General features: G+C 71.6%; 14 protein-coding genes. 7 read left to right on the forward strand and 7 right to left on the reverse strand.

The window, feature by feature from the left end; translation table 11 throughout:
• The first annotated feature begins 52 nt into the window (after window positions 1-52).
• Window positions 53-1108: an aldo/keto reductase gene (locus tag BKA15_RS03715; protein ID WP_179748202.1), complete on the forward strand. Its 1056-nt coding sequence runs from the start codon at window positions 53-55 to the stop codon at window positions 1106-1108.
• On the opposite strand, the gene BKA15_RS03720 is transcribed toward BKA15_RS03715, so the two are convergent.
• From BKA15_RS03720 to BKA15_RS03730, 3 genes are all read right to left on the reverse strand, one after another.
• On the reverse strand, window positions 1109-1948 hold the full coding sequence (locus BKA15_RS03720) for an AraC family transcriptional regulator (protein WP_179748204.1): 840 nt from the start codon (window positions 1946-1948) through the stop codon (window positions 1109-1111).
• On the reverse strand, window positions 1945-3372 hold the full coding sequence (locus tag BKA15_RS03725; protein ID WP_179748206.1) for a polysaccharide lyase 6 family protein: 1428 nt from the start codon (window positions 3370-3372) through the stop codon (window positions 1945-1947). Before BKA15_RS03725 ends, BKA15_RS03720 begins: the two co-directional genes overlap by 4 nt.
• Window positions 3373-3541: 169 nt before the next feature.
• Window positions 3542-4543, reverse strand: a complete 1002-nt coding sequence (locus tag BKA15_RS03730; RefSeq protein WP_179748208.1) for a phytanoyl-CoA dioxygenase family protein — start codon at window positions 4541-4543, stop codon at window positions 3542-3544.
• A gap of 244 nt (window positions 4544-4787) precedes the next feature.
• On the opposite strand from BKA15_RS03730, the gene BKA15_RS03735 reads away from it, so the two are divergent.
• Window positions 4788-5225 (forward strand): methyltransferase, encoded by a 438-nt coding sequence (locus tag BKA15_RS03735; protein ID WP_179748210.1) that lies wholly within the window; start codon window positions 4788-4790, stop codon window positions 5223-5225.
• Here the strand turns inward: BKA15_RS03735 and BKA15_RS03740 are convergent, their stop codons facing one another.
• Both BKA15_RS03740 and BKA15_RS03745 read right to left on the reverse strand, forming a co-directional pair.
• Entirely contained in the window at window positions 5226-6728 is a 1503-nt protein-coding gene (locus BKA15_RS03740) for an FAD-dependent oxidoreductase (RefSeq protein WP_179748212.1), read from the reverse strand.
• A 16-nt stretch (window positions 6729-6744) separates the two neighbouring features.
• On the reverse strand, window positions 6745-7119 hold the full coding sequence (locus BKA15_RS03745; protein WP_179748214.1) for a PRC-barrel domain containing protein: 375 nt from the start codon (window positions 7117-7119) through the stop codon (window positions 6745-6747).
• A gap of 159 nt (window positions 7120-7278) precedes the next feature.
• On the opposite strand from BKA15_RS03745, the gene BKA15_RS03750 reads away from it, so the two are divergent.
• Window positions 7279-7572 carry a nucleotidyltransferase family protein gene (locus BKA15_RS03750; protein ID WP_312878811.1) on the forward strand — a complete coding sequence of 98 codons (294 nt, stop codon included), beginning with the start codon at window positions 7279-7281 and terminating at the stop codon, window positions 7570-7572.
• 127 nt (window positions 7573-7699) lie between these two features.
• Window positions 7700-8074: a VOC family protein gene (locus BKA15_RS03755; protein ID WP_179748216.1), complete on the forward strand. Its 375-nt coding sequence runs from the start codon at window positions 7700-7702 to the stop codon at window positions 8072-8074.
• Here BKA15_RS03755 and BKA15_RS03760 read toward each other — a convergent pair whose 3' ends face one another.
• Window positions 8075-8293 (reverse strand): DUF2188 domain-containing protein, encoded by a 219-nt coding sequence (locus tag BKA15_RS03760; RefSeq protein ID WP_179748218.1) that lies wholly within the window; start codon window positions 8291-8293, stop codon window positions 8075-8077. It lies immediately after the preceding gene.
• 117 nt (window positions 8294-8410) lie between these two features.
• On the opposite strand from BKA15_RS03760, the gene BKA15_RS03765 reads away from it, so the two are divergent.
• From BKA15_RS03765 to BKA15_RS03775, 3 genes are all read left to right on the forward strand, one after another.
• A complete protein-coding gene (locus tag BKA15_RS03765) occupies window positions 8411-9412 on the forward strand; it encodes a DNA topoisomerase IB (RefSeq protein WP_179748220.1) in 1002 nt (333 codons plus the stop codon).
• Between the two features lie 70 nt (window positions 9413-9482).
• Window positions 9483-10433 carry an SDR family NAD(P)-dependent oxidoreductase gene (locus BKA15_RS03770; RefSeq protein ID WP_179748222.1) on the forward strand — a complete coding sequence of 317 codons (951 nt, stop codon included), beginning with the start codon at window positions 9483-9485 and terminating at the stop codon, window positions 10431-10433.
• Window positions 10426-12003, forward strand: a complete 1578-nt coding sequence (locus tag BKA15_RS03775; protein WP_312878812.1) for a phytoene desaturase family protein — start codon at window positions 10426-10428, stop codon at window positions 12001-12003. Before BKA15_RS03770 ends, BKA15_RS03775 begins: the two co-directional genes overlap by 8 nt.
• On the opposite strand, the gene BKA15_RS03780 is transcribed toward BKA15_RS03775, so the two are convergent.
• Window positions 12004-12489, reverse strand: a complete 486-nt coding sequence (locus BKA15_RS03780) for an SRPBCC family protein (RefSeq protein WP_246322249.1) — start codon at window positions 12487-12489, stop codon at window positions 12004-12006.
• Window positions 12490-12541 lie beyond the last annotated feature (52 nt).

Below are 12541 nucleotides of genomic sequence, written 5' to 3' on the forward strand. Positions count from 1 at the left end.
AGCCTAGCAAGCATATTTGCGCAAATTTTCTTGCGGACCTACTCTCGTGATCATGCGCTACCGCAAGCTGGGCCGGACCGGCCTCGAGGTCTCCGAGTACGCCCTCGGCACAATGATGTTCGGCTCGGCCGGCAATCCCGATCACGAGGCGTGCGCCCGGATCCTGCACGCCGCCCTCGACCGCGGCGTCAATCTGATCGACACCGCCGACATGTACTCGGCCGGCGAATCCGAGGAGATCGTCGGCAAGGCACTCAAGGGACATCGCGACGACGTCGTGCTGGCGACCAAGGGTCACTATCCGCTCGCCGAGGGTCCGAACCGGAGCGGCAATTCCCGCCGCCACCTGACCCGGGCCGTGGAGGCGAGCCTGCGCCGGCTGGACACTGATCACGTCGACCTCTACCAGATCCACCGGCCGGACTGGGACACCGACCTGACCGAGACGCTGGCCACCCTGACCGACCTGCAGCAGGCCGGCAAGATCGGCGTCTTCGGGTGTTCGGTCTACCCCGCGTTCGAGCTCGTCGAGGCGCAGCGGATCGCCGACCGGCACGGGTTGCGGCCGTTCCGTACCGAGCAGCCGCCGTACAACCTGCTGGCCCGCGGGATCGAGCGGGACGTGCTGGTCGTCACCGAGCGGCAGGGCATGGGCGTGCTGACCTGGAGCCCGCTGGCCTGGGGCTTCCTCACCGGCCGCTACCGGCGCGGCGACACCACGACCGAGCCGGGAGCGCGGGCCAGGCTGCGGCCGGAGTGGTTCGACCCGGCCGACCCGGTGACCGCGCGCAAGCTCGACGCCGTCGAGGAGTTGATCAAGGTCGCCGCGGACCTGGGCAGTACCCTGCCGGCCCTCGCGGCAGCCTTCCCGCTGAGCCATCGCGCGGTCAGTGCGGTGCTGCTCGGTCCCCGTACCGAAGATCAACTCACGTCGATCCTGGACGCGCCGGCCCGGCTCGACGACGCTGCGCTGGACCGGATCGACGAGATCGTCCCGCCCGGCACGAATGTCTACGAGCCGACCGCGCCCGCACCGCCACCCTGGCTGGCCGACCCGTCCCGGCGGCGGTACGTCGAGCCGCCGAAGCCCAACGCTCCCTGGCGTTGATCATGGTCGGTACAGCCGCCGGTAGTCGCTGGGCGTGATCGAGCTGACCTGACGGAAGGCGCGGCTGAAGTAGGACTGGTCCATCCCGACGTCGGCGGCGATCTCCTCGATCGGCCGGTCGGTGTCGACCAGCTCCCGCTGCGCGTGTTCGATCCGGGCCCGCTTCACGTACTGCTTGGGCGACAGGCCGAATTCGATCTTGAACCGGCGGGCGAACTCGGCCGGCGGCAGGCCCGCCTCGGCGGCCAGCCGGTCCAGCGTCAGTGACTCGGCGAGCGCACCGTCGACGAACCGGACCACCCGCCGGAAGGCGCCGGCTCCCTCGGGCTGCGGTCCCCCGGCCAGCCGCACGGAGCCGGGCGGCGCGCTCTCCAGGTAGTGCCCGAACAGTTCCGACAGGGCGGCCCGCAGGCGCAGCGGGGTGGCCAGCGTCGGCGGGTCCCGGTCGATCGCCGCCACCCGCTCGAAGAGTCCGGCGGCAATCTTGGGATCGCGGCTCGGCACCACGTACGGCAGCTCGAGCACCTCGCCGAGATCGCTGTCGCCGATCAGGGCGGAGAAATGCAGCCAGTGCTTGAGGTACGTGTCGTCGCTGACCGTTCCGTACGCCACCGGACGATCGGCCGGCAGATAGACGAGATCACCCGGGCCCGGTGACAGCTCCGTGTCACCGACCCGCAGCAGACCCTCGCCGGACAAGATCAGATAGAGCCTGCTGTACGGATCCGGCTGGCTCGGCCGGGCCCAGGAACGCGGCACCCGGGTGATCCGGCTGGCCACGACGAGGTCGAGCCGGAGCCGGTCGAGCTGGGCACGGACGACCTCGTCGACGCCGCTCACCGGGCCAGCGGTCCCACGTCCGCGGCGACCAGCGGCCGGAACCGGGGCCGCCCGGTCGCGTACTCGTCGGCGCCGACGTCGCGCAGCCGACCGCGCTGGTCGCCGTCAAGATCATGACCGACGCCTGGGTGCCGGCGCGAGGCGGCACCGATCGCCGGACTCCCCTGCGTCAGCCGGTGCACGCCGTCCGGTCCGGCAGCCAGCCGTGGGTCGATCCGGCGGAAGCCACCGGCCGGCGCCGTACCGTCCAGAGCCTCGCCCCAGAAGAGATTCCCGGCCCAGGCCGTACCGTCCTGGAACGGCAGGTTGGTCAGCCGGCCGGCCGCGCCGACCAGGATGTTGTCGGCCAGCACGCAGTCCAGCGGCGGCAGCGTCCGGTGCGACTCGCCACTGATCCCGGTGCCGCAGTCGATCACCGTGTTGTGGGCGAGGGTGACCCGGTCCGGCGCGTCGTTGCCGCGCCGCGACTCCGGCGACTCCCCCGGCAGATGATCACGGACGCTGCCGCTGCCGAGCACGATCCCGGAGCCGGTGATCCCGTGCAGGTAGTTGTTGATCACCAGGTGATCATCGCCGTAGATCCGGATCCCGTTCCGGCCGCCGAGCAGATGGTTCGCGTCGACCCGGTTGCCGTTGCCGTGCCGGAGCACAATGCCGCCCAGCGAGTCCCGGATCGTGTTGTGCCGGATCAGGTTGCCGGACGACTTGACCGAGATCGCCTCCGGGTCGCCGTCGACGCGCTCGAACAGGTTCAGTTCCACCAGGGCTCCGGCGTCGCCGAGCGCCCGCCCGCTGAGGCCGAGCCGGATCGGCTCGCCGCCGTTGCTGCCGGCGAACGTGTGGTCGGTGAAGTGGTTCCTGGTGATCTTGACGCCTTGCGCCATCACGTCGGCGCCGGCACCGCCCTCGACGCCGAGGAAGATGCCGAGGGTGGACTTGCCGGAGAACGAGTTGCGATCGACCACGGAATGATCACCGCGGATCATCACCCAGTGCAGGCCCTCCAGATCGGCCAGCCGGAACGAGTTCCGGGACAGCTCGACGTGGTGACAGTCGGCCGGCACCTCCAGCGTGGTCGATTGCCGGAACAGAAAGCCGCTGATCACCAGGTGGGAGGAGTCGGTGAGGTCGAAACTCTGCTCACCGGTCAGCTCCACCCCGCCGACCGAGGCGGCCTTGATCATGATCGGTGCCCGCTCGGTGCCGTGCTTGCCGGTGATCGCGAGCGGCTCCCCGGCCGGGACCTGATAGCTGCCGGCGGCCAGGACGATCACCGAACCCGGCCGGGCCTCGGCAACCGCCCGGCGGAGCCCGTCCAGGCTGTCCACCCGGACCGCGTCGGCGGCCGCCGCGGTGCCCGTGATCATCGACCCGGCCGTGCCCGCGACGACTCCGCAGGCGGCAAGGAACGTACGACGCTGCATGAACCCTCCCCTGTTCAGATTTGCACTGATTCGCGCAAATTCTGTTACAGAGTAGGTACGAGTTCGCGCACCGGTCAAGGATTCATTCGATGAATACTGCACCGCTCCCTGAGCTTGTCGAAGGGCAAGTCAGCTGCCCCTTCGACGGGCTCAGGGAACGGCCGTCGGGTCAGGCGCAGGCGGCGGCGTCCGGGTCCCAGCGGTTGAAGCGCCGGTCCGAGGGGAGCTCGGAGGCGGCCCGAGCGGCGTACCAGGAGTCGGCCCAGGCCTGCGGGTCGCGCAGCTCCGCACCGGGATCGGCCGCGCTGCGGGCGACGAAGCCCGGGTAGGCGTCACGGCCGGACGGCTGCCCGATCGGCTGGTAGCGCAGGTCGAAGCTCCACCGGAGATGATCACTGGTGTTGCGGTGCGCGGCGTGCGGGGTGCGCCGGTGCATGAACAGCACGTCACCGGCCGCCATCGGCAGGTCGAGGGTCTCGCCACCGAGGTGGATCCCGGGGATCGCCAGGCCGCCGACGCCGCCCCGGCGGGCGCCCATCGGCGAGTTCCCGGGACAGTGCGGCAGCAGTCCCTCCCGGTGCCTGCGCGGCTTCACCATCAGGCAGCCGTTGGCCGGATCGGTGTCGCCGAGCGGCAGCCAGACCGTGACCAGTTCGGTGTCATCGGCGTCCTCGGTGATCACGCCGTTGTCCTGGTGCCACGGAGTGGCGACGTTCTTCGGCCGGCCCGTCTCCGGATCCGGCGGCATCAGGTGCTCGGGGACCTTGAGCCGGACGTGCTGCACCGGATTCGACCAGATCTCCGGGCCGATGATCGACTCGATCACGTCGAGGATCGCGGCGTTGCGGAGCAAGGCGAACACGGCCGGGCCGACCCAGAGCGGGGTGTCCGGCTTGGTCCCGCCCTGCGGCAGCGAGAAGTCGAAGTGCTGGGTGTGGTCCCGGCCACTCTCGGCGAACACCGCGTTCACCCGGTCGGCGAACGGAAGCTCCGCGTACGTCGAGCTGATCATGCCGTCGGCGTGCAGTTGCTCGGCCAGGCCGTCGAGAACGCCCGCGTACTCGCTCAGCACCGGCGCAAGATCAGCAGCCGGGTCGAGCAGGCCCCGCTTGAGCAGGAAACCCTCGGTCTCGAAATGGTCCAGTTCGGCGGCAGTCAATGTGCCGGTCATGATCACCCTCACGGTTGGGCCCCGGGCGACGGTGGAAACCTCGCCGTCCCGTTCGAAGCTAAATCGTCGGATGTCGGCAGTCAATCGGTCGTCCCGATCCGCCCAGCGACTGGAAGATTCATTGAGCTGCCTGAGGTCGGCCATTGCCAGACGTGATCCAACTCGGTGCTGATCAGCGACGATTCTGCCCTCGCGCGGCGGTCCTACCGGACGACAACCCTTCTCGACCGAAAGGATCACTCTCATGGCAGAGCTCTCACCGCGGCTGCGGCAGATCGTCGACGCCCTCCCGCTGACCCCGGGCCTGCGGGTGCTCGAGATCGGCGGCGGGCCCGGTGCCGCCGCCCGCGCCGTCGCCGAACGGCTGACCGGCGGCGGGACGATCCTCATGATCGACCGCTCGGCGACGGCGATCGAGCAGGCCAGCAACGGTTCCGCGGACCTCATCGCCGCCGGGGTCCTCCGGCTGCGCCGGGTCGCCGTCGAGGACTTCGAACTCGAGCCCGGCGAGCCGCAGTACGATCTCGCCTTCGCGGTCCGGGTCGGCGCCCTGGACGGCCGGCATCCGGTCGCCGGCGTGGCTGCGCGGGCTCGGCTCGCGGCCGCGTTGGCGCCGCACGGCCGGCTCTTCATCGACGGTGGCGATCCGCTCCGCGAGGTGGATCTGCGGTCCGGTTCCTGATCATTCCGCCGGTTCGTGCCGGGCCAGCGGCTCGACCGCGGGCCCCTCCAGCACCGCGCCGTCGGCGTCGAAGCGCGAGCCGTGGCACCGGCAGTCCCAACTCGTGTCGGCCTGATTCCAGTGCAGCGGGCAGCCGAGGTGGGTGCAGGTCGGGGTGACAGCGTGCAGGGTTCCGCCGGGATCGCGGTAACCGCCCAGCCGGTTGCCGTCGAGCATGATCAGACCGCCCCGGCCCGGTGCCAGGTCCGCCGGATCGCCCGCCGCACCGAACCGACCGCCGACGAACTCCGTACCGACCGAGAGGTTGTCCTTGATCAACCTGCCGACCGACGCGGCGTCACCGATCCGGGTGGCGTCGAAGATCGACTGCCACGGGCGGCCCGGCCGGCCGGCGATCAGGTCCGCCAGCACCAGGGCGGCCGCGGTGCCGCTGCTGAGGCCCCATTTGGCGAAGCCGGTCGCGGTCAGAATCCGGCTGCTGAAGGGCGTCCGGCCGACGTACGGCAATCGGTCCGGCGTCCGGTAATCCTGCGCCGCCCACCGGTGATCGACCGAGACGACGTCGAAGTTCGCCCGGGCCCAGGTCTCCAGGTCGCGATAGCCGGCTTCGGTGTCGGCCTCCGCACCGGGTTCATGATCATTCCCGACCACGATCAGCCCGTCCGATCGCCACGGCCGCAGTGATCGGGTCGGGGTGTCGTCCACCGAGATCGTCATCGCCTCGGGAGCCGGACCACGCAGCGTCACCGCGAGGGCGTACGACCGCGTCGGCCGGGTCCGGGCGAAGTAGCCGCCGACCAGGCCGGGCGGCAGCAGCGTGGCGAGCACGGCCCGGTCCGCGTGCACCCGTACCCCGTTCACCGCGGTGAGCCGCACTCCGTCGTTGCCACGTTTGTCGAACTCCCCGATCCTGGTCCCGTCGAAGATCATTCCGCCGGCGGCCGACACCGCACCGGCCAATCCGGCCAGATAACGGCCGGGATGGATCAGAAGTTGATCATCAAACCGGATCGCCGCCGAGACCGGGAACGGCAGCGGAACGTCCGTGGTCCCGGTCGCCGGCAGGCCGGCCTGCTGCGCCGCCAACACCTCCGCGGCGATCCGCTCCCGGCCCTCGGGCCGCACCGCGTAGGCGAAGGCCGGCAGCCGAGAATCCTCGCAGTCGACCGGGAGCTGCCCGGCCAGTTCGGCGACCTTCGCCAGTCCCTCTTGGTTGGCTTCGGCATAGCCGCGGGCGACGTCCCCGCCGTGCCGGTCGGCCAGGTCGGCATAGATCAGCCCGTGCTGCGAGGTCACCTTCCCGGTGGTCCGGCCGCTGGTGCCGGCGCCGATCCCGGCGGCCTCGAGCACCGCGACCCGGGCACCGTCGCGAGCGACGAGCAGCGCCGTCGTCAGTCCGACCAGTCCGCCGCCGACCACCGCAACGTCGACCTCGAGATCGGCGGCGAGCGCCGGGTGCCGCGGCAGTTCGGCCGTCGCCAGCCACACGCTGCCCTGCTCCATCGGACTCCTTCCAAGATCAACGAGAGGTGACGACGGTCCCGTAATAGGTACCCAACTGGCCCCGGTACTCCTCGTCCTGGACCGAGCCGAACTCGGTCTCCGGCGGCGGCGCGTCCGCCACCTCCTGCTTGCTGAGATCCACGCCGACCGACTCGTGCTCCCAGTCGACCCGCTTGATCGTGCCCGCCGGCAGGACGACCTGGTGGCCGAAGATCCACGGCCCGGTGTCGACGACGATCCAGCTCGCGTTCTCCTCCGTCGACGCGTCGGTGATCTTGCCGATCTCGCCGTCCGTGGCGTGGACCCGGAAGCCGACCAGCTTGGCCATCAACGGCCACGCCTCATTCGGCTCGGACCGGAAGTTCCAGGCGTCCCAGTTCCCGATGGTCATGACCCCTCCTCAGTCGCTCACCGCTCCCGTACCCGGAACCGGTGGGGGTCAATCCCGCGAGGGGCGCCGAGGTTCGAGCGACCGCGCGACCGGGAAGGCGGCCTGGCGGACAGTCGCGCGTGCCGTATCCGTTCGCCGCTTCTCGGCTAATCTTTCACTGTGCTCATCACCAAGGCCGACCTGGAGCGCTTGCGCGAAGTATGTGAGCGCTACGGTGTCGCGTCCTTGGAGGTTTTCGGATCCTCCGCCCGCGAGGAGGATGGACCGGAGAGCGACGTCGATCTTCTGTACGTCTTGAAGCCCCACGCTCGCCTCGGCTTCAGACTCTTCGACCTCGAGGACGAGCTCGCGGACATCTTTGGTCGCCCGGTCGACTTGGTCGCGCGCAAGTCGATCAACAAGTACATCCGCGGTCAGATCCTCGCTGATGTGCGGCCGCTCTCTGCGGCGTAACTCCTGCTGCTGCGCGAGATGCGCGATGCGGCCTTGACGATGCGTCGGTGGCGCGAGCGCCGGGTTTGAGGACACCGCGGGGAGGGAACCTCAACCGGCAAGCACTCGACCGAAAGGTGGCCCCCCGATGCCGATCGCCGTTGCCCAGTGGACGCTCGATGTCGACGACGTCCAGCGCGAGGCCGAGTTCTGGTCCGCCGCCCTCGGTTACCCGACCGAGCCGGCCCGTACGGAGTCGATCCACCTGCACCCGCCGGAGGGCAGCACCGGGCCCTCGGTCTGGTTGCAGCCGACCCACGATCCGAAGCGGGTCAAGAACCGGCTGCACCTCGACTTCGGCGCGGCAGACCCGGAGGCCGAAGTGGCCCGCCTCCTCGAGCTGGGCGCCCGGCACTGCGACGTCGGTCAGACCGGCTCGGAGAGTTTCGTCGTGCTGGCCGATCCGGAGGGCAACGAGTTCTGCGTGTTCACCGAGCCGCACCCGGAACTCGACCGGCGATGATCACGTGCGGGCCGGGATCGGGGCGTCAGGCCTCGCCTGGTCGAAGACCCGGCCGTCCTCGTCGTGGACCATGACCCGCGACGGCTGCACCCGCCGCGCCCGGTCGTTGGCCGCGACGACGGCGGCAGCCAAGCTGTCGTGCCGGCCGAGGGACCGCCCGGCATGCTCGATCACCCACGCGCCCCGGTCGGGCACGACATGGAACTCGGTACGGGTCATGCGACCTCCATTCGCTCGGGACAGGCCGATCGACGGCCGAGACCGGCTCGGCCGGCAAGGTACCCAGAATGGCAGGCCATCACGACGGGATCGGGGATTTCCTGAGGACGGTTCCGGGTGACCCGCCTGCGCCGGGTGACCGACCGGACCAAGGGCTGGCGGCGCCGGCGCTGCGGGCGGGGCTTCAGCTATCTCGACGACGCCGGTTCGGCCCTGGCCGACGACCAGGTCCGCCGGTGCCGGGCCCTGGCCATCCCGCCGGCCTGGACCGACGTCTGGATCTGCCCGGACCCGAACGGCCACCTCCAAGCCGTGGGTACGGACAGCGACGGCCGGGTCCAGTACCTCTACCACCCGGACTGGCGCCGGCGGCAGGACGAGGCGAAGTTCGACCGGATCCTCGGCCTCGCCGAGCGGCTGCCGCCCGCCCGGCGGCGTGTCGTCCGCGACCTCAAGGCGACCGGGCTGCCGCGGGCGAAGGCGCTGGCCGCGGCGTTCCGGTTGCTCGACCGCGGCCTGTTCCGGGTCGGCTCGGAGTCCTACAAGCAGCGGTACGGCAGCCTCGGCCTGGCCTCGCTCGGGCCGGACCAGGTCCACCTCTCCGGCGCCACGATGACCTTCGTCTTCCCGGCGAAGTCGGGTGAGCTCGCCGAGATCGAGGTGACCGACCGGCTGGCCGCCGACGTCGTCCGGACCCTCGCCCGGCGGCGGGCGCAGCGCACCGAACTGCTCGCCTTCAAGGACGGTCGCCGCTGGCACAACCTGACCGCCGACGACATCAACGACTACCTGGCCACGGTGATCGGCCCGGACTTCACCGCCAAGGATTTCCGCACCTGGCACGCCACCGTCCAGGCCGGGTTCCTGCTGGCGCTGGCGGACCCGGCCGGCACCGACCGGCGCCGCCGGACCCAGGTCCTGCAGGTGATCGACGAGGTCGCCGAGCGGCTCGGCAACACCCGCTCGATCGCCCGCTCCGCGTACATTCACCCGCGGCTGATCGACCTGTTCCACGAAGGCGCGGTGCTGCCGCCCGCCGTCGTGGCCGGCCTCCGCGCGGACGCCGCACCGCCCTATCCGCTGCGGGTCGAGCGCGCCGTCGTCGACCTGCTCGGCTGACCGCGGCCGGGGTTTGTCCGCGAACCGTGCCGGGTACCCGAACACCAGGCAGCGACCCGGGTGAGGAGACATGATGCGACGTCAGGTCCTGGTGACCGGTGTCTCGTCCGGGCTCGGCCGGGCCATCGCCGCCGAGTTGGACGAGGCGGGGTTCGACGTCTGGGGAACGGTCCGTACCGAGGCCGACGCCGCCGCGCTGCGACGCGACGGCGATCGGATCCGGCCGGTTCTGCTCGAGCTGACCGATCCCGAGTCGGTCGAGCGCGCGGCCGGCCGGCTCCGGAGCAGCGGCCCGCTCTACGCGGTGATCAACAACGCCGGCGCTGCCGTACCGACGCCGTTGGAACATGCGGATCCGGCCATGATCACCGAACTGCTGGCGACCAACGTCGTCGGCCCGCTGCGGCTGACCCAGGAACTGCTGCCGGCGCTGCGCCAGGCCCGGCACAGCTACGGCGACGCGCGGGTGATCTTCGTCGGCTCCTTGATCACCGCCGTGCCGCTGCCGTTGTTCGGTCCGTACGCCCTGACCAAGCACGCCCTGGTCGGACTGACCGATTCGCTGCGCGCCGAACTCGCCCCGGAACGGATCCGGGTCAGCCTGATCGAACCCGGCGTCTTCGCCACCCGGATCTGGCTGCGCGCCCATGATCAAGTTCTGCGGCTGCCGCGGCACCGCTCGGACGACCGCTACCGGGCGCTGCTCGACGCGGCACCGACGGTGGCCCTGCTGGCCCATCGCTACGGTGCAGATCCGGCCGCCATGGCCGCGGCCGTGGCCCGCGCCCTGACCCGTTCCGCGCCGCCGGCCCGACAGTTCGTACCGGGCCACGCCCGACTGGTCGCCGCGGCGACCCGGCTGCTGCCCACCCGCGTGCTGGACGCCGGTGCCGCCGCCCTCGGCACGGATCGCGGCGCGGCCGGCCTGCGGGCGCTGGCCCGGCGGCTGCTCCGCCTCCGGCGCGCTCGGGGTGCGCGGCAGGCGGCCCGGGACCGGGCCCGGGAGGCCGCGCGTGCGTGACGCCGTGATCATCGGCTCGGGGCCGAACGGCCTGGTCGCCGCGAACCTGCTCGCCGACCGGGGCTGGAACGTCCTGGTGCTGGAGGCGCAGCCCGAGCCGGGCGGCGCGGTCCGGTCCGACACCGACGTCCAGCCCGGCTATGTCCACGACACGTTCAGCAGCTTCTATCCGCTGGCCGCCGTCTCGCCCGCCCTGGGTGGCCTCGGGCTCGAGGCGTTCGGGCTGGACTGGGTGCACGCGCCCGCCGTGATCGGCCATCCGCTCCCCGATGGCGACTGGGCCATCCTGCACCGCGATCCCGAGCTGACCGCGACGGACCTCGATCATGATCATCCTGGCGACGGCGACGCCTGGCTCGCGCTGTACGAACGCTGGCGCGCGGCCGGGACTCAGCTCACGACGGCGCTGCTGCAGCCGTTCCCGCCGCTCGGGCCAGGGCTCGCGCTGCTGGCCCGGTTGCGCCGCGCCGGCGGGCTCGGCTTCGTCCGGCTGCTGCTCGAACCGGCCAGCACGCTGGCCGAACGTCGCTTCGGCGGCGAGCGGGCCCGGCTGCTGCTGACCGGCCTGGCCGCCCATGCCGACATCCCGCTGGCGGCGTCCGGCTCCGGCCTGATGGGCCTCCTGCTCGCCATGGTCGGCCACACCCACGGGTTCCCGGTCCCCCGCGGCGGCGCCGGCTCGCTGACCCGCAGCCTGACCGAGCGGCTGGCGACCCGGGGCGGTGAACTGCGATGCGACTCCCGGGTCGACTCCGTCCTGCTGGACCGCGGCCGGGCGGTCGGAGTGCGTACCGCCGACGGGGAACGGATCCGCACCCGGGCGGTGATCGCGGACGTGCCCGCCACCAGCCTGTACGGCGACCTGATCGCGGCCGAGGATCTGCCGGCCCGGGTCCGGGCGGCGATGGCCGTGTTCGACCCGGACCCGGCGACGTTCAAGATCGACTGGGCGCTGTCCGGGCCGGTACCGTGGCGGACTCCGCCGGTGGTGGCGCCCGGCACGGTGCACCTGGCCGACTCGACCGACGACCTGGCCCTGGCGGTGGCCCAGGTCGCGCATCACCGGGTCCCGGCACGGCCCTTCCTGCTGGTCGGCCAGATGGCGATCACCGATCCGAGCCGGGCCCCGGCCGGTGCCGAGTCGTTGTGGGCCTACACCCATCTGCCGCGGGAGATCCACGCCGACGAGGCCGGCGTGATCAAGGGCGGCCGGCTGTCCGCCGATGATCAAGAACGGTTCGCCGACCGGGTGCAGGATCGGCTGCGCCGCTACGCGCCCGACTTCGACAGTACGGTCCTCGCCCGCCGCATCCTCGGACCGGCCGAGCTCGAGGAGCGGAACGAGGGGCTGCCCGACGGTGCTCTCGGCGGCGGGACGGCCGGCCTGCACCAGCAGTTGATCTTCCGGCCGATCCCGGGCACCGGCCGGCCGACCACCCCGTTCCGCGGGCTCTACCTGGCCTCGTCGTCGGCGCACCCGGGCGGCGCGGTGCACGGCGCCTGCGGCGCGAACGCGGCGCGCGCCGCCCTCACGGCGGCCGCCCTCGGCCGGCTCAGCCGGTCGGCCTGATCAGGCCTGGTCCTCGTACGTCCCCGCGGCGCCCTCGGCCAGGAACCGGAGCCGGCGCAGCGCCTCCCGGTTGCGGACCCGCAACAGGCCCCGGCGTACCGGAGCGAGCACCGCCAGGCCCGGTCCGGCGGCGACGTCCTCGTCGATCGAGACCACACAGCCGTCGGGGATCGGTTCGAGGGTGATCACGACGGTGGCCTCACCGACCGGCCAGCCGCGGGCCCGCAGCACCAGCCGGCGTCCGTACTGCCATTCCAGCGCCGTCGTGGTGTCGTTGATCAACAGCGGCCAGACGCCGAACGAGTGGTGCAGTTCGGACCGCGGCAGCGGCCAGTCCTCGTCGACCTCACGCATCCGGGACGCGCCGACCACCCAGCTCGGATACAGCCAGCCGTTGCCGAGCACGGCGAAGACCTCGGCCGCCGACGCCGTCATCCGCAGGCTGACCGTGTTGCCCCCAGGGCGGTGCCCGGTCCGGGATTCCATCGGCCACTCCTCCGCTCGGCTCGCCGGACAGGTACCCGCGGGACGGAGCCGC

It is taken from the genome of Microlunatus parietis (assembly GCF_013407955.1).
GTDB classification, from domain to species: Bacteria; Actinomycetota; Actinomycetes; order Propionibacteriales; family Propionibacteriaceae; genus Microlunatus; species Microlunatus parietis.

Excerpts from the sequence above, each read along its gene's own strand:
- BKA15_RS03715 (WP_179748202.1), top strand. The coding sequence starts at position 53 with ATGCGCTACCGCAAGCTGGGCCGGACCGGCCTCGAGGTCTCCGAGTAC.
- BKA15_RS03725 (WP_179748206.1), bottom strand. The coding sequence starts at position 3,372 with ATGCAGCGTCGTACGTTCCTTGCCGCCTGCGGAGTCGTCGCGGGCACG.
- BKA15_RS03730 (WP_179748208.1), bottom strand. The coding sequence starts at position 4,543 with ATGACCGGCACATTGACTGCCGCCGAACTGGACCATTTCGAGACCGAG.
- BKA15_RS03735 (WP_179748210.1), top strand. The coding sequence starts at position 4,788 with ATGGCAGAGCTCTCACCGCGGCTGCGGCAGATCGTCGACGCCCTCCCG.
- BKA15_RS03740 (WP_179748212.1), bottom strand. The coding sequence starts at position 6,728 with ATGGAGCAGGGCAGCGTGTGGCTGGCGACGGCCGAACTGCCGCGGCAC.
- BKA15_RS03745 (WP_179748214.1), bottom strand. The coding sequence starts at position 7,119 with ATGACCATCGGGAACTGGGACGCCTGGAACTTCCGGTCCGAGCCGAAT.
- BKA15_RS03755 (WP_179748216.1), top strand. The coding sequence starts at position 7,700 with ATGCCGATCGCCGTTGCCCAGTGGACGCTCGATGTCGACGACGTCCAG.
- BKA15_RS03760 (WP_179748218.1), bottom strand. The coding sequence starts at position 8,293 with ATGACCCGTACCGAGTTCCATGTCGTGCCCGACCGGGGCGCGTGGGTG.
- BKA15_RS03770 (WP_179748222.1), top strand. The coding sequence starts at position 9,483 with ATGATGCGACGTCAGGTCCTGGTGACCGGTGTCTCGTCCGGGCTCGGC.
- BKA15_RS03780 (WP_246322249.1), bottom strand. The coding sequence starts at position 12,489 with ATGGAATCCCGGACCGGGCACCGCCCTGGGGGCAACACGGTCAGCCTG.